Source organism: Limnohabitans sp. TEGF004 (assembly GCF_027924965.1).
Taxonomy (GTDB): Bacteria; Pseudomonadota; Gammaproteobacteria; order Burkholderiales; family Burkholderiaceae_C; genus Limnohabitans.
Map to the genome: position 1 here is coordinate 1899088 of NZ_AP027056.1, position 20054 is coordinate 1919141.

At 55.6% G+C, this 20054-nt stretch carries 27 protein-coding genes; 10 read left to right on the forward strand and 17 right to left on the reverse strand.

From position 1 onward, the window contains the following. Positions 1-7 precede the first annotated feature (7 nt). The 3 genes from minC to minE are packed head-to-tail and all read left to right on the forward strand — an operon-like array spanning position 8 to position 1866. Complete coding sequence (gene minC, locus LINBF2_RS09085) at positions 8-754, forward strand: septum site-determining protein MinC (protein WP_104800994.1); 747 nt, start codon at positions 8-10, stop codon at positions 752-754. A 41-nt stretch (positions 755-795) separates the two neighbouring features. Continuing rightward, positions 796-1611, forward strand: a complete 816-nt coding sequence (minD, locus tag LINBF2_RS09090; protein WP_281888312.1) for a septum site-determining protein MinD — start codon at positions 796-798, stop codon at positions 1609-1611. Between the two features lie 3 nt (positions 1612-1614). Next, positions 1615-1866 carry a cell division topological specificity factor MinE gene (gene minE, locus LINBF2_RS09095; RefSeq protein WP_104800996.1) on the forward strand — a complete coding sequence of 84 codons (252 nt, stop codon included), beginning with the start codon at positions 1615-1617 and terminating at the stop codon, positions 1864-1866. A gap of 74 nt (positions 1867-1940) precedes the next feature. Here the strand turns inward: minE and LINBF2_RS09100 are convergent, their stop codons facing one another. Then, on the reverse strand, positions 1941-2111 hold the full coding sequence (locus tag LINBF2_RS09100; RefSeq protein WP_170108465.1) for a hypothetical protein: 171 nt from the start codon (positions 2109-2111) through the stop codon (positions 1941-1943). Between the two features lie 100 nt (positions 2112-2211). Here LINBF2_RS09100 and LINBF2_RS09105 point away from each other — a divergent pair, with 100 nt between their 5' ends. Genes LINBF2_RS09105 through LINBF2_RS09120 form a run of 4 tightly spaced genes read left to right on the forward strand, consistent with a single transcriptional unit; the run spans position 2212 to position 3815 of the window. Further along, positions 2212-2811 (forward strand): hypothetical protein, encoded by a 600-nt coding sequence (locus LINBF2_RS09105; RefSeq protein ID WP_281888315.1) that lies wholly within the window; start codon positions 2212-2214, stop codon positions 2809-2811. Between the two features lie 13 nt (positions 2812-2824). Further along, positions 2825-3040 carry a SlyX family protein gene (locus tag LINBF2_RS09110; protein WP_281888317.1) on the forward strand — a complete coding sequence of 72 codons (216 nt, stop codon included), beginning with the start codon at positions 2825-2827 and terminating at the stop codon, positions 3038-3040. 16 nt (positions 3041-3056) lie between these two features. Beyond that, positions 3057-3194, forward strand: coding sequence for a hypothetical protein (locus LINBF2_RS09115; protein ID WP_161499763.1), 138 nt, complete (start codon positions 3057-3059; stop codon positions 3192-3194). Positions 3195-3215: 21 nt separating this feature from the next. After that, a complete protein-coding gene (locus tag LINBF2_RS09120) occupies positions 3216-3815 on the forward strand; it encodes a 2-hydroxychromene-2-carboxylate isomerase (protein ID WP_281888320.1) in 600 nt (199 codons plus the stop codon). A 111-nt stretch (positions 3816-3926) separates the two neighbouring features. Here LINBF2_RS09120 and LINBF2_RS09125 read toward each other — a convergent pair whose 3' ends face one another. Both LINBF2_RS09125 and orn read right to left on the reverse strand, forming a co-directional pair. Continuing rightward, positions 3927-5924, reverse strand: a complete 1998-nt coding sequence (locus tag LINBF2_RS09125) for a DEAD/DEAH box helicase (protein ID WP_281888322.1) — start codon at positions 5922-5924, stop codon at positions 3927-3929. A 217-nt stretch (positions 5925-6141) separates the two neighbouring features. Continuing rightward, the gene (gene orn, locus LINBF2_RS09130; protein ID WP_281888324.1) at positions 6142-6732 is read right to left on the reverse strand and encodes an oligoribonuclease; all 591 of its coding nucleotides are present in this window, start codon (positions 6730-6732) and stop codon (positions 6142-6144) included. 56 nt (positions 6733-6788) lie between these two features. Between orn and LINBF2_RS09135 the strand changes: the two genes are divergently transcribed. Further along, the gene (locus LINBF2_RS09135) at positions 6789-8045 is read left to right on the forward strand and encodes a M48 family metallopeptidase (RefSeq protein ID WP_281891317.1); all 1257 of its coding nucleotides are present in this window, start codon (positions 6789-6791) and stop codon (positions 8043-8045) included. Further along, the gene (rsgA, locus tag LINBF2_RS09140; protein ID WP_281888326.1) at positions 8042-8929 is read left to right on the forward strand and encodes a ribosome small subunit-dependent GTPase A; all 888 of its coding nucleotides are present in this window, start codon (positions 8042-8044) and stop codon (positions 8927-8929) included. The genes LINBF2_RS09135 and rsgA overlap by 4 nt, the downstream gene beginning before the upstream one ends. Positions 8930-8981: 52 nt before the next feature. On the opposite strand, the gene LINBF2_RS09145 is transcribed toward rsgA, so the two are convergent. From LINBF2_RS09145 to rpsP, 6 genes are all read right to left on the reverse strand, one after another. Then, complete coding sequence (locus LINBF2_RS09145) at positions 8982-9944, reverse strand: CobD/CbiB family protein (protein ID WP_281888328.1); 963 nt, start codon at positions 9942-9944, stop codon at positions 8982-8984. A gap of 39 nt (positions 9945-9983) precedes the next feature. Further along, entirely contained in the window at positions 9984-10658 is a 675-nt protein-coding gene (locus LINBF2_RS09150) for a CoA pyrophosphatase (protein WP_281888330.1), read from the reverse strand. Between the two features lie 57 nt (positions 10659-10715). Beyond that, positions 10716-11111, reverse strand: a complete 396-nt coding sequence (gene rplS / locus LINBF2_RS09155) for a 50S ribosomal protein L19 (protein WP_104801005.1) — start codon at positions 11109-11111, stop codon at positions 10716-10718. Between the two features lie 92 nt (positions 11112-11203). Next, positions 11204-11965: a tRNA (guanosine(37)-N1)-methyltransferase TrmD gene (trmD, locus tag LINBF2_RS09160; RefSeq protein WP_281888333.1), complete on the reverse strand. Its 762-nt coding sequence runs from the start codon at positions 11963-11965 to the stop codon at positions 11204-11206. Between the two features lie 24 nt (positions 11966-11989). Further along, on the reverse strand, positions 11990-12553 hold the full coding sequence (gene rimM, locus LINBF2_RS09165) for a ribosome maturation factor RimM (protein WP_281888335.1): 564 nt from the start codon (positions 12551-12553) through the stop codon (positions 11990-11992). A gap of 18 nt (positions 12554-12571) precedes the next feature. Beyond that, positions 12572-12826 carry a 30S ribosomal protein S16 gene (rpsP, locus tag LINBF2_RS09170; RefSeq protein WP_104801059.1) on the reverse strand — a complete coding sequence of 85 codons (255 nt, stop codon included), beginning with the start codon at positions 12824-12826 and terminating at the stop codon, positions 12572-12574. Between the two features lie 107 nt (positions 12827-12933). Between rpsP and LINBF2_RS09175 the strand changes: the two genes are divergently transcribed. Continuing rightward, on the forward strand, positions 12934-13380 hold the full coding sequence (locus tag LINBF2_RS09175; protein ID WP_104801007.1) for a TM2 domain-containing protein: 447 nt from the start codon (positions 12934-12936) through the stop codon (positions 13378-13380). On the opposite strand, the gene LINBF2_RS09180 is transcribed toward LINBF2_RS09175, so the two are convergent. From LINBF2_RS09180 to LINBF2_RS09215, 8 genes are all read right to left on the reverse strand, one after another. Continuing rightward, positions 13381-14391 (reverse strand): inorganic phosphate transporter, encoded by a 1011-nt coding sequence (locus LINBF2_RS09180; protein ID WP_281888338.1) that lies wholly within the window; start codon positions 14389-14391, stop codon positions 13381-13383. Positions 14392-14404: 13 nt separating this feature from the next. Next, positions 14405-15052 (reverse strand): DUF47 domain-containing protein, encoded by a 648-nt coding sequence (locus tag LINBF2_RS09185; RefSeq protein WP_104801009.1) that lies wholly within the window; start codon positions 15050-15052, stop codon positions 14405-14407. 61 nt (positions 15053-15113) lie between these two features. After that, on the reverse strand, positions 15114-15476 hold the full coding sequence (locus LINBF2_RS09190; protein WP_281888341.1) for a DMT family protein: 363 nt from the start codon (positions 15474-15476) through the stop codon (positions 15114-15116). A 34-nt stretch (positions 15477-15510) separates the two neighbouring features. Beyond that, positions 15511-15981 carry a 2-amino-4-hydroxy-6-hydroxymethyldihydropteridine diphosphokinase gene (gene folK, locus LINBF2_RS09195; protein WP_281888343.1) on the reverse strand — a complete coding sequence of 157 codons (471 nt, stop codon included), beginning with the start codon at positions 15979-15981 and terminating at the stop codon, positions 15511-15513. A 14-nt stretch (positions 15982-15995) separates the two neighbouring features. Then, positions 15996-17540 (reverse strand): polynucleotide adenylyltransferase PcnB, encoded by a 1545-nt coding sequence (pcnB, locus tag LINBF2_RS09200; protein WP_281888345.1) that lies wholly within the window; start codon positions 17538-17540, stop codon positions 15996-15998. Further along, positions 17537-18208, reverse strand: coding sequence for an HAD family hydrolase (locus tag LINBF2_RS09205; RefSeq protein ID WP_281888347.1), 672 nt, complete (start codon positions 18206-18208; stop codon positions 17537-17539). Before LINBF2_RS09205 ends, pcnB begins: the two co-directional genes overlap by 4 nt. Next, on the reverse strand, positions 18208-18894 hold the full coding sequence (gene hda / locus LINBF2_RS09210; protein ID WP_281888349.1) for a DnaA regulatory inactivator Hda: 687 nt from the start codon (positions 18892-18894) through the stop codon (positions 18208-18210). Before hda ends, LINBF2_RS09205 begins: the two co-directional genes overlap by 1 nt. 6 nt (positions 18895-18900) lie before the next feature. Continuing rightward, positions 18901-19974 (reverse strand): AI-2E family transporter, encoded by a 1074-nt coding sequence (locus LINBF2_RS09215; protein WP_281888350.1) that lies wholly within the window; start codon positions 19972-19974, stop codon positions 18901-18903. Positions 19975-20054 lie beyond the last annotated feature (80 nt).

Here is a 20054-nt window from a genome sequence, read left to right on the forward strand (position 1 = left end):
ACCTTCCATGAGCCAAGCTGCCGCACCACACGCCTACGAAATCAAAAGTGCCTCGTTGCCCTTGGTGTCTTTTCTCCTCAAAACCCCCGACACATCAGCCCTCCAAGCCGATATGGCACGACGTCTGGGTGCTACCCCCGGCTTCTTTGACAACGACCCTGTGGTAATCGATCTGAGCGTCCTAGAAGACCCTCACGAGCAGCTCGACCTCCCATCGGTCTGCCTGATGCTACGCACACACCAAATGCTGCCTGTCGCTGTGCGCGGCGCAAATGAACACCAATTAGCTAACGCACGCAAAGCGGGCTTGTTTGAAGCCAGTGATTTGAACATTCAAGCGCCTGCCTCCCCGCGCGTAGAAACCGTGGTGCAAGAGGTGATTCGAGAGGTAGAAGTGGTACGCGAAGTACAAACGGGCGGTGGCGCCGCCATGGTCATCGACAAGCCGCTGCGCTCTGGTCAGCACGTGTATGCCAAGGGTCGCGACCTGATCGTGTTGGCCATGGTCAACCCGGGTGCAGAGATCATGGCCGATGGTCACATCCATGTTTACGCACCACTGCGTGGCAAAGCCATCGCAGGTGCACGTGGTGATGAGCAAGCGCGCATCTTCACTTCATGCCTTGAAGCAGAACTGCTTTCGATTGCGGGTACCTACCGCACCAGTGGCGATGCGCCCTTACCTGCTGATGTGGCTGGCAAAGCCGCACAAATCAGCCTTCAAGGCGATAAGTTGGTGATGCAAGCACTGTAAAATTCGGCAATTAAATAACAGAAACAACTAGGGCTTTATTCATGACAAAAATCGTGGTGGTGACTTCTGGCAAGGGCGGCGTGGGCAAGACCACAACCAGCGCCAGTTTTTCCTCTGGCCTCGCCTTGCGCGGCTTCAAAACGGTGGTCATCGACTTTGACGTCGGCCTGCGTAACCTCGACCTGATCATGGGTTGCGAGCGTCGTGTGGTGTATGACTTCATCAACGTCATCAACGGTGAAGCTACGCTGAACCAAGCCTTGATCAAAGACAAGCAGTGCGACAACTTGTACGTGCTGGCGGCCTCTCAAACCCGCGACAAAGATGCGTTGTCACAAGACGGCGTGGAGCGTGTGTTGAACGAACTCAAAGAAATGAAGTTCGATTACATCGTGTGCGACTCCCCTGCCGGTATCGAAGTGGGCGCCATGATGGCCATGCACTTTGCCGACGAAGCCTTGGTCGTCACCAACCCTGAAGTCTCTTCAGTGCGCGACTCGGACCGCATCTTGGGCATGCTCAGCAGCAAGACCAAACGCGCCATCGAAGGTGACACCCCCATCAAAGAACACTTGCTCATCACGCGCTACAACCCGAGTCGCGTGGAAGAAGGTCACATGTTGTCGCTAGACGACATCCAAGACATCTTGCGCATTCCTTTGATCGGTGTGATTCCCGAATCAGAAACTGTGTTGACCGCTTCGAACCAAGGTTTGCCCGCGGTTCATCTGGAAAACACCGATGTGTCCGAAGCCTACAAAGACGTGATCAGCCGCTTCTTGGGCGAAGACTTGCCCATGCGCTTTACGGAGCACGTTAAGCCAGGTTTGTTCAAACGTATTTTTGGCGGGAAGTAAGCCATGTCGTTGCTCTCTCTCTTACTTGGTGAGAAGAAAAAAACAGCGAACGTTGCCAAAGAACGTTTGCAGTTCATCCTCACCCACGAACGCACAGGCCGCAACCCGCAGCCAGACTACCTGCCTGATTTGCAGCGCGACTTGGTGGCCGTTCTGTCCAAATACGTGAAGATCAATCCAAACGACATCAAGGTCAATTTGGAGCGTCATGACAACCTCGAAGTGCTCGAAGTCAAAATCGAACTCCCAGAGTAAAAAGCTTCATAGCCCACAAAACAAAAAGCGACCCGAGGGTCGCTTTTTATTTGGCTTTCACAAGCAAAAGGGGATTAACCGCCTTTGTTTGAACGCTTGCCAGGGTTCTTTTTGCTACGTGTCGCAACACCGCGCTCAAGACTCACACGTTGACCACGACCACCGGTGCGCAGCATGGTGCCTGGCAGGGGGATTGGCTTTGGTGCGCGTTGGCGATCGGCTTCGGTGACGATTTTGTTTCCCATGAAATTTTTCCAAATAAAAAAGTGACAGGCCCTAATTAGGCCACAGGTTCGCTGTATTTTCGCATGTAACCGCCCATAATCTAGTGAAACAAGGTGATTTATGAATCCAAAAATCAGTGAATTACTGGCCCGCATCCAACAAATGGAGCGAGAAATCGAGCAAGAGATGAAGCGCAAGCGCGCTGAACTGCAGGCCGATTTCGAAGAAACGCGCGTGCGCTTTGAGCGAGAAGTGCGGGAACAGCAGCGCCGCTTCAAAACAGGCATCCTCCCCTACATGCTGTCAGCCAACCTGCTGAGTGTGTTGACGGCCCCCGTGATTTACTCGGTACTGCTTCCCATGCTGCTGCTAGACCTTTTCATCACGGTCTACCAGCACATTTGTTTTCGAGCCTATGGTATTGCCCGTGTCAATCGCAGCGATTACTTTGTGTATGACCGTACGCATTTGGCCTATCTGAACCTGATTGAAAAAATCAACTGTGCATACTGCTCGTATGGCAACGGCCTGATGGCCTATGGCCGCGAAGTGGTGGCGCGCACCGAGCAGTATTGGTGCCCTATCAAACATGCCCGAAAAATCATGGCAGCACACCCTTACTACACCGGGTTTGTGGACTTTGGTGACGCCGAAAGCTACAAGCAAGAGCTAGAGCGCCTGCGAAACCAGCTGGCTGAAATCAATCAAACAAGCGAATAACACGCCAGCACACATGCCACACACCGACATTGACAAACGCTTGATGGACCTAGAAATCAAGGCCAGCTTCACCGAAGACTTGGTGGAGCAACTCAACCAAACCATCTTTCAGCAACAACAGCAAATCGACGCACTCATTCGCGAAGTGAGCCAACTGCGTCAACAAACACCCGATGGCGGATCGGGCGGCTTCACCAGTCTGCGTGATGAACTACCGCCCCACTATTGAGCCCACGATCCAAGCAATGACGAAGACCATGCAAGCGGTACCGTCTGGGGACGAAGTGCGTGAACTTGTACTATCCACGCTGTACCGGCTGAGCGCCTACGCCGTCATCAACCTCATTGACGATGCGGCCATGCTGTCTATCGTGTTTATTTAAAAATTTCAAAAGGAGACATCCATGTCAAAAACCGTCGATTACTACTTGGCCCCACAAAGCCCTTGGACTTATTTGGGCCACCAACGTTTGGTACAAATTGCCAAAGCAACAGGTTCTAAGGTACGAGTCATGCCCATGGACTTAGGTCAAGTGTTTCCCATCTCCGGTGGATTGCCTTTGGGTAAACGTGCGCCACAGCGTCAAGCGTATCGACTGGTAGAAATGGCACGTTTCAGCAAAGCCTTGAGCTTGCCAATGAATCTGCACCCCAAGTTTTTCCCTGTAGCCGGCGACCCTGCAGCCAAGCTCATCATTGCGGTGGACATGCACCACGGCACAGATGCGGCCTTGGCCATCACAGGTGCGGTACTCGCTGCGGTGTGGCACGAAGAACGCGATATTGCTGATGCTGCCACCTTGGCAGCCTTGCTGAGCGAACACAAGTTAGATGCAGCCTGCTTGGCGCTGTCCAATACGCCCGAGGTGCAAGCCCGTTATGACAGCTACACCCAAAGCGCGATCGATGCCCAAGTGTTTGGCGCCCCCACTTATGTGATTGATGGCGAGATGTTCTGGGGCCAAGACCGTTTGGATTTTGTAGCCAACGCTCTCAAGTCGTAAAAGTACAAACCCAAAACACGGCGCACAAACAATTCAGCCACCGGAGTTGCACACAAAGTGCAACGCGGTGGCTGAATGCGTTTTAAGCCCGCTGTTTAGGCGGACACTTAATTAACGAGGTGTACGTGGCTTAGGTGCGCGTTTTTTAGCGTCAAAACCACCAAACGACTTGCCACCGGCTGGGCGTGCTGGCTTGTCAAACGGTGTGCGGCCTGCTTCAAACGGAGCGCGTGGGCCACGTGCTGGGGCACGGTCATCAAAGCTGCGCGGAGCGCGGTCTTCGAAGCTACGTGGAGCACCGAAGTTGCCGCGTGGTGCGCCTTGGCCTTCGCCAAAGTTGCCACGAGGAGCGCCACGGCCTTCGCCGCCGAAGCCACGGTTTTCATTGAAACCGCGGTTATCACCAAAGTTGCCGCGTGGTGCGCCTTGACGTGGCTCGAAGCTGTTGCCACGAGGTGCGTCAGAACGGTGGTTGTCTTGACGACCTTCGAAACGGCCCTCAGAACGACCTTCCGAACGTGGCTCGAAGCGACCTTGGCCATTGCCTTCAAAACGTCCACCGCCGCCACCAAACTTGTTGCCGCCGAAGCCGCCACGGTTGCCGCCGCCACCAAACTTGCCGCCGCCTTTGCGGTCGTAGTCACGGCCCGCACCGCCACGTTGTTCAACGCGTTGTGTGGGTTCCATGCCTGGAATCACTTCAGCAGTGAACTGCTGGCGTGTGTAGGCTTCGATGTCATAAATTTTGCGCTTGTCGCGGAACTCAGCCAACGTGATCGCCAAGCCATCACGGCCAGCACGACCCGTACGGCCAATGCGGTGGGTGTAGTCCTCAGACTTCATAGGCAAGCCGAAGTTGAACACGTGCGTGATGGTGGGCACGTCAATGCCGCGAGCAGCCACGTCAGTGGCAACCAAGAACTGCACTTGACCTTGGCGCAAAGCCATCAAGCGGCGGTTACGCAAGCCTTGGCTCAACGCGCCGTGCAATGCCACAGCAGAGAAGCCTTCTTGTTGCAAGTCATTGGCCAAGCCGTCGCACTCGATTTGGGTGCTAGCAAAGATGATGGCTTGGTTGATGGTGGTGTCGCGCAAGAGGTGATCCAACAAACGGCGCTTGTGTTGCGCGTTGTCTGCCCAATGCAGCACTTGGCGAATGTTGTTGTGCTTTTCTTGAGGTGAGTCAATTTGCACGCGTTGGGGTTGACGCATGACGCGTGTGGCCAACTGTTGAATGCGCGGCGCAAACGTAGCGCTGAACATCATGGTTTGCTTGCGGTCGATGGTGAGCTGGTTGATTTCAGCCAAGTCATCAGAGAAACCGAGGTCCAACATGCGGTCGGCTTCGTCCACCACCAAGAATTGAACTTTGTCCAACTTGATTTGCATGGAGCGTTGCAGATCGAGCAAACGGCCAGGTGTAGCCACAACCAAGTCAGCGTTTTGCAGTTTGGCGATTTGCAACTGGTAAGGCATACCGCCCACCACGTTAGCCACGCGCAAACCACGGCAATGTTTGACCAAGTCGATGGCGTCGTGCGCCACCTGTTGAGCCAATTCGCGGGTTGGGCAAACGATCAAGGCACCAGGTGTTGGGGCTTTGAAGTTGCGTGTGTTGGTGGGGTCTTTGCGCTTAGCGCGCTTAGGTGCCTCTTCGCCATTGGCCGCAGCGTCAGCCACGAGCTTGTCCCAAGCAGCTTTGTCAGCAGCTTCGGCTTGGGCTTGTTGTTGAATCAAGGTGTGCAACACAGGCAGCAAGAACGCAGCTGTTTTGCCACTACCAGTTTGGCTAGATACCATCAAGTCGATGAAGCCTGCTTTGGCATCTGCGTTGTCGTTTGGCAAAGCCAAAGGAATGGTTTTGAGCTGAACGGTGGTGGGTTGGGTGTAGCCCAAATCGCCCACGGCTTGCACCAATTCAGGAGCTAAGCCTAGTTCAACGAAGCCATTAGGAACATCAACTTTAGGCACATCGGCTTGAGGTGCTTCAGCTTCAGCGTGAGCGACTTCGGGTGCGTGAACACCCTCAGTGGCAACTGCGTTTTCAGCAGCAATAGAAATAGTTTCGGCAGGCGCAAATTCGCCTGTCACATTTAAAGTGTCAGTCATGATTTTTTCTCGCACGTGAGCGCCGCAAGTTGTGCGGCTGCTCCGTTCTAGGTTAAAAAACATCAACCATCAAACGGAACCTGCTCTGACCCGCTGGGGGTTTATTCAGTGCTTGGGGCTCATTTGGCGAGCCCGGTGAATGAAGGGAGATGTACAAATTCGCTACGGCTTTGTAGCGAAGAGCGCAATTATGGCACGGATTCGGGTTTTTACCTAATTAAAGTTTCAAGAAGTGTTCACGGTAGTGAATCATCTCGTCAATCGACTCGTGCACATCGGCCAGCGCCGTATGTTTCTGGGCCTTTTTAAAGGCATTCAACACCTCTGGCTTCCAGCGGCGAGACAGCTCTTTGAGCGTACTCACGTCCACGTTGCGGTAGTGAAACCAGCCTTCGAGCTTGGGCATGTATTTGTTCAAGAAGCGGCGATCTTGACCAATGGTATTGCCACACATGGGCGACACGCCTTTGGATACATAGGGCTTCATGAAGGCAATGAGTTGCTCTTGCGCTTGTTCTTCGGTCACGGTGGAGGCTTTGACTTTGTCAATCAGCCCGCTCTTGCCGTGTGTGCCTTTGTTCCATGCGTCCATCTTGCTCAGCAACTCGTCGCTTTGGTGAATCACAAACACTGGGCCTTCAATGCGCACCGACAAATCGGGGCTGGTCACGATGACCGCGATTTCAAGCAAGCGCTCGCGCTCGGGGTCAAGGCCAGACATTTCGCAATCGAGCCAAACCAAGTTCAGGTCTGACTTGGCGAGTTTGGGGACGACAGGGGTAACAGGAGTGGTTGCAACTTCAGACATGGGCTAGATTGTCGCCCATCACACACGGGCAGCTTCATCTAAACTCCTCCCCCATGATGAATCCCTCTCTCGCGATGACCTTGACACTGGCAGTTCTGCTGGTGGCCAACCTGCTTACCAAACTCTGGCTCAGCGGCCGTCAAGTGCGTCACGTGGCGCAACACCGCTCTCAAGTGCCTGCGACTTTCGCACACACCATCAGCCTAGAGGCTCACCAAAAAGCAGCGGACTACACCCTGGCCAAGGCGCGCGTGGGTGTGATGGATTTAGGGCTAGACGCCATCACTTTAATGGCGTGGACATTGCTCGGCGGTTTGGACTTGCTCAACCAAGTCACGCTGAACTGGATGGGCGAAGGCATGGGCCAACAAATCATGCTGGTGGTGAGCTTTAGCCTGATTGGCGGCTTGATTGGCTTGCCCTTGTCACTGTTTCAAACCTTTGGCGTTGAGCAACGCTTTGGCTTTAACAACACCACGCCCAAGCTGTGGGTGAGCGACATGCTCAAAGGCTTGTTGGTTGGCATGGTGTTGGGATTGCCTATTCTTTGGCTGGTGTTGTGGCTCATGCAAGCAGGTGGCTCTCTGTGGTGGCTCTACACCTGGGCTGCCTTGGTGGTATACCAACTGTTTGTGATGTGGATTGCACCCAACGTCATCATGCCCTTGTTCAACAAATTCACACCTCTGGAAGACGCCACGCTCAAAGACCGTGTAACCGCGCTGATGACACGCTCTGGCTTTACTGCCAAGGGCTTTTTTGTAATGGACGGCAGCCGCCGCTCGGCCCACTCGAATGCTTTCTTCACAGGCTTTGGTGCCGCCAAACGCGTGGTGTTTTTCGACACCCTGCTGGCCAAACTCAATGGCGATGAAATGGAAGCTGTGTTGGCCCACGAACTGGGCCACTTCAAACATCGTCACATTTTGAAAATGATGGCCACCAGCTTTGCCACCAGCCTTGCTGGTCTTGCTTTGTTGGGCTGGGTGTCGCAACAAGTTTGGTTTTATACAGGCCTCGGCGTGATGCCCAACCTCAACGGCAACAACAGCGCATTGGCCTTGTTGCTGTTCATGCTGGTGCTGCCTTTGTTCACCTTCTTTGTGTCGCCTTTGTCTGCACGTCGCTCACGCAAGTTTGAGTTTGAAGCCGACGCGTATGCCGTGGCGAATAGCGATGGCAAGGCTTTGGCCAACGCCCTGCTCAAGCTCTACCAAGACAATGCCTCCACCCTCACGCCCGACCCTTGGTATGTGGCGTTTTACTACTCGCACCCGCCTGCTTCACAGCGCTTGGCGCGGATGGCCGCATGAAGCAAAGCGGCTTAGTGGTAGCCAGCCACGGACGACACTGCGTGGTGGAGACGCCCGATGGCGAACGACGCATTTGCCACCCGCGAGGCAAGAAAAGCCAGGTGGTCGTGGGCGATCGTGTGCAATGGTTGGCCAGCACCGACGAAGGCACGATTGAAAAAGTGGAGCCTCGCCACAACTTGTTTTACCGACAAGACGAGATTCGCACCAAGTCATTCGCAGCCAACTTAGACCAAGTGTTGATTCTGTTGGCGGCTGAGCCAGAGTTCTCTGAAATGCAGCTCACGCGTGCTTTGATTGCTGCGGAAGCCGAACATATCAAGCCCCTCATCGTGCTCAACAAGCGTGACTTGACCGAGTTGCATGCCCGCGCCCTCGCCCGCTTAGAGCCTTATGTGAAGATGGGCTATACCGTGCTGCAAGGTGCCTTTAAATCGGGTGATTTAGGCGACTTGCCTGAACGCCTAAAACACAAAACCACCTTGGTGCTTGGGCCCTCAGGCACAGGCAAAAGCACGCTCATCAACGCCCTTGTGCCCAACGCCAATGTGGCCACTGCAGAGATTTCGCAAGCACTCAATTCAGGCAAACACACCACCACATCAACCACCTGGCACTGGGTCGATGCTGAGCGCAAAACAGGATTGATTGACTCACCAGGCTTTCAAGAGTTTGGGGTGCATCACATTGATGCCATGCAGTTGGCGGCCTACATGCCAGACTTCAAACCGCATGTGGCGAACTGCAAGTTTTACAACTGCACGCATTTGCACGAACCTTCGTGCGGGGTACAAGACGCGGTAGCAGCTGGGGCCATCAGCCCATCGCGCTACAAGCTGTACGGCATGTTGTTTGCCGAGCTCACACAGCCTGTGAATTACTAGCCTGCGAAGAGTTCATCAGCGCACGATTCAATGTTGCGCTGATCCTTGGGGTTTAGCCCAGTAAGCGGGCCAACGTGAGTAAGGCCAGCAACACCATCCATAACACGACGCTGCGCCAAACCAAACCCACCACGCTAGACAAATGTGCCATCTCAGGTGTGCGGCCTGGCGTACTTTCACTGTCTTGATCGTGGACTTCGCTGGCATCATCTGCACGCAAAGCTTCACCGCCCAAACGCACATTCAACGCCCCCGCTGTGGCGGCTAGTACTACGCCGTCATTGTCATCAGGGAAACGTTGTGCATGGTTGCGCCAGCAGTCGATGGCTTCTTCAAAGTTACCCACCACGGCAAAGGCCGTAGCCGTCAAGCGGGCTGGCAACCAATCCACACGACGCCATGCTTCGCAAGCCGCGCTTTGCAAGGTGTCACTGACCCAACCTTTGGTGGCTTTAGGCTTCGCTTGCCAAGCATGCGACACCATCTCGCTCATGCGGTAAATCACAGCACCTGCGGGGCCAAAACCCAAGGCAGCGAGCACAGAGAACCAAGTGAGCACACCAAACACATGGTGGTGTGCCGAGAGCACCGAATGCTCAATCACATGACGCAGCAACTCGCTGCGTGGCAAGTTGTCAACTTCGACATGTTGCCACTCAGCTAGCAACTCACGCGCTAAGCGCTCATCGCCCACATCCAAGGCATCACGAATGTCGGTGAAATGGTGGCTGAACTGACGGAAACCCAAGGTGACATACAACACCGCCACGCTCCAAATCATGGCTACAGGCCAGCCAAACACGCCGATCAAAAACCAATGCACCAAAGTGGCGATGACGGCAGGCAAGCCCACAGCCAATGACCAAGTGGTCCACGCCAAACGGGGGTGGCCTGCATCTAAGGTCTGGCTGATCCAATTGGCCCACGAGCGCACTGTGCCGTGCACCCAATTGCCGCGTACCAAAGGACGGGCTTGTTCAATCAACAACGCGAGGAGCAGGGATAGAAAACTCATAGTCGGATGATAGCGGTAGGTACACGCAATTTAAGAGCCTCAAGCCCGCAAGAAACGGTAAAAGTTGCGCAGCATGCCAGCGGTCGCGCCCCATACAAAGCGCAGTTGCTCACCGTCTTGGTAAGGCATGGACAGCCACTCGCGGGTGACCCCCTCAAACTCGTAGCGATGCCAGCGGTGGTTGGCGGGGTTCATCAAAAAAGCCAAGGGCACTTCAAACGCATCTGCCACCTCGTGGGTGTTGAGCTGCAACGTCATATCTGGCGAAATCAAAGCCACTACAGGCGTCACATAAAAAGCTGAGCCTGTCACGTATTCAGGCAAAGTACCCAGCACCTGCACATGGTGCGCTTCTAGCCCAACCTCTTCCTGCGCCTCACGCAAAGCGGTGGCAGCCACATCGGCATCGCCCTCGTCACACTTGCCACCTGCAAAGGCGATTTGCCCTGCATGCGTAGACATGTGCGCAGGTCGCTGGGTCAGCAACACCGTAGGTTCGTCACGCATCACCAGCCCCAGCAACACTGCGGCTTGGGCGGGTGCGCGGTCCATGAACTTGCGCTCGCGCACCAATTCGGGCTGCCACACGGGCGGGTTGGCAAAACGGGCTTGCAAAGCCTCAGCAGTGAGATGCTGCGCAGGCACGGCTTGCAAGTGCGCATCCACTTGGAACACGGGCACTTGTTGGGGGTCAAAGGCTGGGAGTTGGGACATAGAAAAAGCCACCGCAAGTTTTCACTTGGGGTGGCTTCTAAGCAAGGTAAGACCTGCTTATTTAGCGGCTGCTGCGGCTTTGAGCGCTGCGGCCGACTTGCTGACCAATTTTTCTTTGATACGAGCAGACTTACCGCTACGGTCGCGCAAGTAATACAACTTGGCACGACGCACATCACCGCGACGCTTGACTTCGATGCTCGCGATCAATGGGCTGTAAGTTTGGAACGTACGCTCCACGCCTTCACCGCTGGACATTTTGCGCACTGTGAAGCCGCTGTTGAGGCCACGGTTGCGCTTAGCGATCACCACACCTTCGTAGGCCTGCACACGCTTGCGTGTACCTTCAACCACGTTGACGCTCACAATGACTGTGTCGCCAGGTGCAAATTCGGGGATAACTTTGGCGAGGCGAGCAATTTCTTCTGCCTCAAGGGTTTGGATCAGGTTCATGTTTTCCTCTAAAGGATCTTGGTCGCGCTACACAAAAGGCTTCTTGCAACAAAGGCGCGAAGCGGCCGACCAGAGGATCGAAAAGCCCACCATTATAGCGAGTTTTGAGCCTTCAAAACAGCCTCATCTTGGGCTGTGAGCTTGGCCTCGGCGCGTGCTGCATCAATCAGCTCTGGGCGCAGGCGAGCTGTGAGCAGCAAACGCTGGTCACGGCGCCAGCGCTCGATGTTGATGTGATGGCCAGACACCAGCGCAGCGGGCACGCCCTGCCCTTTCCATTGCTCGGGACGGGTGTAATGCGGGCAGTCCAACAAACCATCCAAAGCAGGGTTAAAGCTGTCCAGCTGATGGCTGCCTTCGTCGCTGAGTACGCCAGGCTGCAAGCGGGCCACGGCATCCAGCAGGGTCATGGCGGCAATCTCACCACCGGACAGCACAAAGTCGCCCACGCTGATTTGCAGGTCCACATGGGTGTCGATGAAGCGTTGGTCCACGCCTTCATAGCGGCCACACAACAACACTGCGCCTTGGCTGTCTGACCAGTGCTGTACGGCAGAGTGGCGCAGCGTCTCGCCAATGGGCGAGAACAACACCAGCGGTGCCAGATCACGGCCTTGGGCACGATCGGCACGAATGGCAGCCAAACAGGCAGACAGGGGCTCGGCCATCATCACCATGCCAGGGCCACCGCCAAAGGGGCGGTCGTCCACACGACGGTAATTGCCTTCGGCGTAATCACGGGGGTTCCACAAGCGCACATCCACCAGTCCAGCCTCGTAGGCGCGACGTGTGATGCCGATTTTTAAAAACGGCTCAAACAGTTCAGGAAACAGGGTGATGATGTCAAAGCGCATGGCGATGGCCTTGGACGGGCCAATTTAGTAATCGGGCTGCCAATCGGCGGTGATGCGGCGTCCAGCCAAATCGACGGTGTCGATGTAGGCAGACACAAAGGGAATCATGCGCTCTTGAGCCTTGCCATCTTCCTCGTAAGCAAGTACCAACACGGTTTGTGGACCTGTATGCAACAGCTCGCGCACAGCGCCAAGCGCCACGCCTTCACGGTTAACCACATCAAGACCAATCAGGTCGACCCAGTAGTACTCGTCTTTCGCGGGGGTAGGAAAGCTAGCGCGGGACACAAAAATGCGTGCGCCTTTGAGCAGTTCTGCGGTGTTACGGTCGGGCACCTCTTGGGCCGTGGCCACCACAGAATCAGAATGTTCTTTGGCTTCGATGATTTTCAGAAGCACGGTACCAGCAAAGGTCTTGGCACCTCTTTCCGAGGGTTGTAAAAACCAACGCTTGGAAGAAAAAAGCGCTTCCGGAGAAGCGCTGTGGGGCAAGACCTTGAACCAGCCTTTGATGCCCCAAGCATCTGCAATGCGCCCAACCTCGATGGCGTCCGCAGGAAGTTCCGCAGACTCAAGGTTCAGCATCATTGCATTGCCTTTGTTCAATTAAGCAGCAACCTTAGCAGCAGCTTGCTTGACCAAACGGATCACGGTAGGAGAGCACTGAGCGCCCACGCTGGTCCAGTGGTTCAAACGGTCATGCGCAACGCGCAAGCTTTCAGCTTGACCTTTGGCGATTGGGTTGTAAAAACCAATGCGCTCAATGAAACGGCCGTCGCGACGATCGCGCTTGTCGGCAACAACAATGTTAAAAAACGGACGGGCTTTAGAACCGCCGCGTGAAAGTCGGATGACGACCATGATGAATCCTTCGGGTGGAATTTTTTTCAACGTTTGAGACACGCGCTAAGCCACCCGGCCTGCGACACGCTGAAAAGCCTTCTATTATAGCGCTCTACACTCAGGCTATGAAAAATAAAACCATCGCAGCCTGGTTGGCCTTCTTGGGCGGCCCTTTTGGCCTTCACCGTTTTTACCTGTTTGGCCTCTGGGACACCCTGGGCTGGTTGTTGCCCATTCCAACGGCCCTGGGCTTTTACGGGGTCGAGCGGGTCCAGCAATACGGTTTAGACGATGTCGCCAGTTGGTGGCTCATTCCCATCGCAGGCTTCACCTTTGCGGCCTGCGCCTTGAACGCCATCGTGTATGGCCTGATGACGCCGGAAGCTTGGAATACACGTTTCAACGGCACCGAAAACAAAGACGCACCGGCTGGTCAAACCAATTGGTTGACCATCGGTGCGATTGCATTTGCCTTATTGATTGGCACCACGGTGCTCATGTCGAGCATCGTGTTCAGCTTTCAACGCTACTTCGAATACCAAATCGAAGCGGCCAAAGAGCTGTCGGAATAATTAAAAAATCTGCAGGCTGATCCAATACGCCACGCCAGCCACAAAGGCACTGGCGGGAATCGTCAAAATCCAAGCCCACACAATGCCGCCAGCTACACCCCAACGCACGGCACTGGCGCGTTGCGTAGAGCCCACGCCCACGATGGCACCCGTGATGGTGTGCGTCGTTGAAACGGGGATACCCAGGCCTGTCGCCAAGAACAGCGTCATGGCACCGCCTGTTTCCGCGCAAAAGCCACCCACCGGCTTGAGCTTGGTGATCTTTTGACCCATGGTCTTCACAATGCGCCAGCCACCAAACATGGTGCCCAAGCCAATCGCCATGTAGCAACTCACGATGGTCCAGCTGGGTGGTGACTTGTCCTCGGCCGAGGCATAGCCTGTGGCCAGCAGCAACATCCAAATGATGCCAATGGTTTTTTGCGCATCGTTACCGCCGTGGCCCAAGCTGTAAGCGCCCGCAGACACCAGCTGCAAGCGACGGAACCACTTGTCCACGCGTGAAGGACGAAAGCTTCGGAAAATCCAAGCCACCGCCACCATCATCAACGAGCCAAGTGTGAAGCCCAACAAAGGCGACACAAAAATAAACGCCACGGTCTTGAAGATGCCAGCAGAAATCAAGGCGCCCGTGCCTGCTTTGGCAATCACAGCGCCCGAAATACCACCAATCAACGCATGCGACGAACTACTGGGGATGCCGTAGTACCAAGTGATGACGTTCCAAGTGATCGCTCCCACCAGCGCCCCAAACACCACATGGGTGTCGACGATGCCGGGCTGCACGATCCCTTTGCCCACGGTGGCAGCAACGCTCAAATGGAAAATAAAAATGGCGACGAAGTTAAAGAAGGCAGCAAACAACACGGCCTGACCGGGCTTTAACACCCCCGTTGACACCACAGTCGCAATTGAATTGGCAGCATCGTGAAAGCCGTTCATGAAATCGAACATCAGGGCCAACACTACCAACAAAGCGACCACCCAAAAGGCGGTTTGTACGGTTTCCATACGGCGCTCGTGATTAAGAGTTTTCGAGGACGATGCCCTCGATCAAGTTGGCCACGTCTTCACACTTGTCCGTGATGGTTTCCAACAATTGGTAAATGGCTTTGAGTTTGATCACTTCACGCACATCAGGCTCTTCGCGGAACAACTTGCTCATCGCGCCGCGCATCACGCGATCGGCATCTGACTCGAGCTTGTCGATTTCTTCACACGTCTTGAGGGCCGCCTCTGCCGTGTTGTGGTCAGAGATTTTTTCCAACATGTACACCGCATCGCGCAAGCGCTCGCAACACTTCAAGCTCAGGTCTGTCAAACGGACGATCTCTTCATTCATGACGCGCACGTCATACAAAGCCATGGTTTCAGCGCTGTCTTGAATCAAGTCGGCCACATCGTCCATGGTGTTGATGAGCGAGTGAATTTGCTCGCGATCGATGGGGGTGATGAAGGTTTTGTGAATCGCCACATTGCACTCGTGTGTGATGCGATCGGCGGCACGCTCAGCGTTGTCTACCTCTTGGTTGTATTTGTCACGCAAATTGGCGTCACCGTAATTGGCCACCAAATTTGAAAAAGCATGCGCAGCTTCGACGATGCGATCAGCGTGCTGGTTGAACATGACGAAAAAATTGCCCTCGGTGGGCAGCAACTTTCCAAACAGCATTTGGATCTCCTGTGGATGACTTATTTGTGACAGTTAAATGACACGGAAGTGTAAACCCAGCTCACGTGCGAAAGATGAAATACACAGCCCCCACCATGCATAACCCAGCCCACAAATAATCCAATTTCAGTGGCTCATTCAAGAAAAAGACGGAGAACGGCACAAAGATTGCCAAAGTGATCACTTCTTGCATGATTTTGAGCTGCCCTACTTGCAAGCCCGCTTCATGAAACCCAATGCGGTTGGCCGGCACTTGCAGCAAATACTCCATCAGCGCAATGCCCCAGCTCACCAATGCCGCTGTGTACCAAGGCGAGTTGGCCAGGCTCTTGAGGTGGCTGTACCAAGCAAACGTCATGAACACGTTGGCTGCGACCAGCAACAACACCGCTTGCAAAGCGAGGGGAATGGCAGAGAAGTTCATGGCAAATCCGTCGGTCGTGAGATGAAGCAGGGCCTCAGGCCATGCGCTGGATGGCTTGGTCTTTCACCCCAGCCAACTGCACGGCACTGACACGCTCCGGCCAAACTTCGGCCAAGGGCTGCAAGACAAAAGCACGCTCCTGCCAGCGCGGGTGGGGCAAGGTCAGCTCTTGAGTCGCTAACTCGGTGTCACCATAAAAAATGATGTCAAGGTCCAACGTGCGCGGCGCATTCTTAAAAGGTCGCTCACGCCCACTTTGCAGCTCTAGCGCTTGCAAGGCATGCAACAGCGCCAGTGGGCTGAGCTGGGTGTGAATCAAGGCCACAGCGTTGATGAAATCTGGCCCTTGGGCCTCGTAGGGTGCGCTGCGATACAGCGACGAGGCTTTGAACAGTTGCGTCTCAGGCAAGCCCGCCACATCGCGCAAGGCTTGCTGCACCGTGGCCACCGCATCGCCCAAGTTGGCGCCGAGGGCCACACACGCCATGACGGGTGCTGCTGACATGGCGAAGACTCTGCTTATTCGGCGGCGGGTGTACCACCGGCTTCGCCCGTGGGCTTGCGACGGCGACGGCGGCGTTTTTTGGCGGGCGATGCGGCGCCGTCTTCGCCTTCAGGCTCTACCTCACGAAAACGTGGGTCTTCACCTTCGGGCTTGGGTGCACGACGCACCGCATGCACGCGGGGTGCGCGCTGGGCTTTTTGTTGCTCTAGTCGCACTTGCTGCAACAAGTCTTCGCGCTCGCTGTCGCTGGCCACGCTGAACTCTTGCCACCAATCCGACAAGGCTTCATCCACCTCGCCCACATCGGCACGCAAGCGCATAAAGTCAAAGCCGGCACGGAAACGCGCTTGGTCCACCAAGGTCCAAGGACCGCTGCCTGTGCGCTTTTCAAAGCGCGGCTGCATCATCCAAATTTCGCGCATGTCAGCAGCCAACTTGCCACGGCCCGACACGTCGCCAATGCGGGAATCGAACACTTCGTCAATCGCATCTTGCAGCGCGGGGAACGATGGCTGCTTGACGCTGCGATGCGCCCAGGTTTCGCGCACGTCAGACCACAACACGCAAGCTAGCAAGAAGCTAGGTGCCACAGGCTTGCCCTCGCCCACGCGACGGTCGGTGTCGTTGAGCGCGGTGGTGACAAACTGTTCGTCTGAACGGGCCACCACGATATCAAGCAGCGGGTAAATACCTTTGGCCAAGCCTTGCAGCTTGAGTTGCTGAATGCTGGCCAGCGCGTGACCGGTTTGCAAGAGCTTGAGCATTTCGTCAAACAAGCGGCTTTGCGGCACATCGGCCAGCAGCTTGGCGGCTTTCTTCAACGGAGCGGCCGTCTTAGCTTCCATCTTGAAGCCCAAGACCGAGAGCTTGGCGGCAAAACGCACCGCGCGAATCACGCGCACGGGGTCTTCACGGTAACGCGTGGCGGGGTCGCCAATCATGCGGATGACTTTTTTCTTCGCGTCGGCAATGCCGCCGTGGTAGTCGATCACGTTGCCCGTTTCAGGGTCGTAATACATGGCGTTGATGGTGAAGTCGCGGCGCGCCGCGTCTTGGTCTTGCGGGCCCCACACGTTGTCGCGCAGCACACGGCCGCTGGCATCAACAGCGTGTTTCATGTTGGCCAGCTCTTGTTTGCTGCTGCGTTCGTTGCCTTTGACTTGCTCGGCTTCGGTGTTATCTAGGTGAGCACGGAAGGTCGAGACCTCAATCACTTCATGCTCACGACCTCGGCCATACACCACGTGCACGATGCGAAAGCGTCGGCCAATGATGAAGGCGCGGCGAAATGCCGCCTTCACTTGCTCAGGCGTGGCGTTGGTGGCCACGTCAAAGTCTTTAGGTTTGAGCCCCAACAACAAGTCGCGCACGGCACCGCCCACGATGTAGGCTTCAAAGCCACGGTCTTGCAGGGTACGCACCACATTCAAGGCGCGTTCGTCCACCCAGTCGACGTTGATGCCGTGCACTTTGGCAGGCACCACATGGCGTTTGCCTAAGTTGGGCAGCGTGCTGGCGGGCGACTTGCCCATCAGCTTGTTGATGAATTGTTTGATCATTGTTTTGGGAACAGTTCCAAAATCGGCCAGCCTTTTTCTAAGGCCACGGCGCGCAGTGTGTCGTCGGGGTTGGTCGCCACGGGGTGGTTGACGCGCTCCAACAGGGGCAAATCGTTGCGGGAATCGCTGTAGAAGGTGGTCTCTACATCGGCCCAATCCAAGCCTTCGCGTATGAGCCATTGTTGCAGACGTTGCACTTTGCCTTCGCGCAGGCTAGGTACGCCCAAAATTTCGTTGGTGAACCAGCCCTTGGCATCGCGCACCAACTCCACCGCAATCAGCTCGTCCACGCCAAAGGCTTTTGCAATGGGGCGGGTCACGAACTCGTTGGTGGCGGTGATGATGATGACGCGGTCACCCGCATCACGGTGCTTTTGCACCAGCGCCAGCGCTTCGGAGCGAATGGCAGGCTGAATGACTTCATGCATGAATTGCGCATGGGCCTGCGCCGCAACTTCGGGCCCACGCCGGCAAAACGCCTCAGACGCAAAACGCACGTAGTCGTGAATATCTAAAGTGCCTGCTTGGTAGTGGGCATAAAACTCGTCGTTGCGCTTGATGAACGCATCACGTTCGTGCCAACCCAAACGCACGGTGAACTCACCCCACGATTGGTCCGAGTCAATGGGCAACAAAGTGTGGTCGAGGTCAAATAAGGCGAGTTTCATCACATGGCTTCCAGCATGGCTTTGATCAACGGGATGGTGATGGCGCGTTGCGTTTGCAGGGCATAGCCATCGAGTTGATCGAGGAGTTGAATGAGGCTGCTGAGGTCGCGGCTGAAGCGGTTGAGCATGAAGTCCATCACCTCATCGCTCAAGAACACACCTCGGTCGTCGGCCTGTTGGCGCAGCACGGCGCGGCGCTCAGGCTCGCTGAGCACCTGCAATTGAAAAATATGGCCCCAGCCCAAACGGGTGCGCAGGTCTTCGCGCAGGGCCAAGTCGCTGGGCGGCACATTGCCAGCAGCCAACACCCAACGCTGCTGGCCATCGCTGGGCGTGGTGGCGTTCACAAACCAATTGAAGGCGGCGTGCTGCTGCACAGCGGTGTAGAGGTGCACGTCGTCCAAGATGACCACGCGCCATGACTCTTCAAACGCGGTGGGTTCTGCCACTGACGCATCCATCCAACCAACGGCGCAGCCTTGATCGCGCAAGCTGGCTTGCACGGCACGCAGCAAATGGGTTTTGCCACTGCCACCCTCGCCCCACACATACGTGGGCACGGGTGAGCGTTTGTCGTTACCCACCCACAGTTGCAAGTGCTGCAACGCTGCTTGATTGGGGCCTGCGAAAAAGTTTTTGAGCGTCGGGCCGGGGGCCAAACCAATGTCGAGTGCGATTTGCTTCATCTGCACTCAAACACCACGGTACAAAGCGCTGGCTTGGTACTGCGCACGCAAGCGGCGAATGGCCACCAGCAAGACGGCGCTAGCGGGCAAAGCCACCAACACGCCGACAAAACCAAACAACTGGCCAAAGGCCATCAAAGCAAAAATCACATGCAGCGGGTGCAAGCCAATGCGCTCACCCACCAAGCGGGGCGTGAGCACAAAACTCTCAATGAGTTGGCCCAAGCCATAGACCACTGCCACCATCAGCAAAGCTTCGCTGGGCGCAAACTGCAACACACCCGCCAGAACTGCCAAAGCCAAACCCACGCCATAGCCCACGTACGGCACGAACACCGCCAAGCCTGTGAATACGCCAATCGGGAATGCCAGCTCCAAGCCAAAGGCCCACAAGGCCACGCTGTAATACACAGCCAACAAGGCCATGACCGACAACTGGCCACGCAGGTATTGGCCCAGCACTTCGTCGCATTCGTTCACAAAACTGTCGTATGTACCCCGTGCAGGCATGGGCACCAAGGCTTCCACATGGCGCACCAAACGCTGCCAATCGACCAACAAATAAAACAGCACAACGGGTATCAAGATCAAATTGCCCACCACCGCCAAGGCCACGCTGCCACCAATGCGCAGCGAAGTCAGCGCTTGTCTGAAGCCATCGTCAAACGAGGTGCTGAAGGTTTGGAGCACAAAGGCTTTGATGCTGGCACTGTCCAACATGACCGGAATACCTTTGGCCTGCAGCCAAGGAGCGATGTCGCTTTGCAAGCGCTCAATCAACACAGGTACTTGGTCGCGCATGCGGGGCAGTTCATTAGCCAAGATGGGGATCAACAAGGTGAACAAGGCCACCAGCAGCAGCAAAAACACCACTTCCACCAACACGACCGCCACCAAACGGGGCAAACGCCCACCAAACACACGCTGGAGACTTCGCACCATCGGGCTCAGTACATAAGCCAACACGGCAGCCACCACAAACGGCATCAGCACAGGGCCCAGCAACCACAGCACAAGCGCAGTCACGCCGGCGAGGCCAGTCCAAGCGAGGGCGTGTTGTTGTGCGGGGGTGAATTGCATACAGCGTGTGAAGGTGATGGCTTTAAAATTACCGCTTGATTCTATCGGCGCACACCTTGCAGCGCCCCAGCACCTCATCA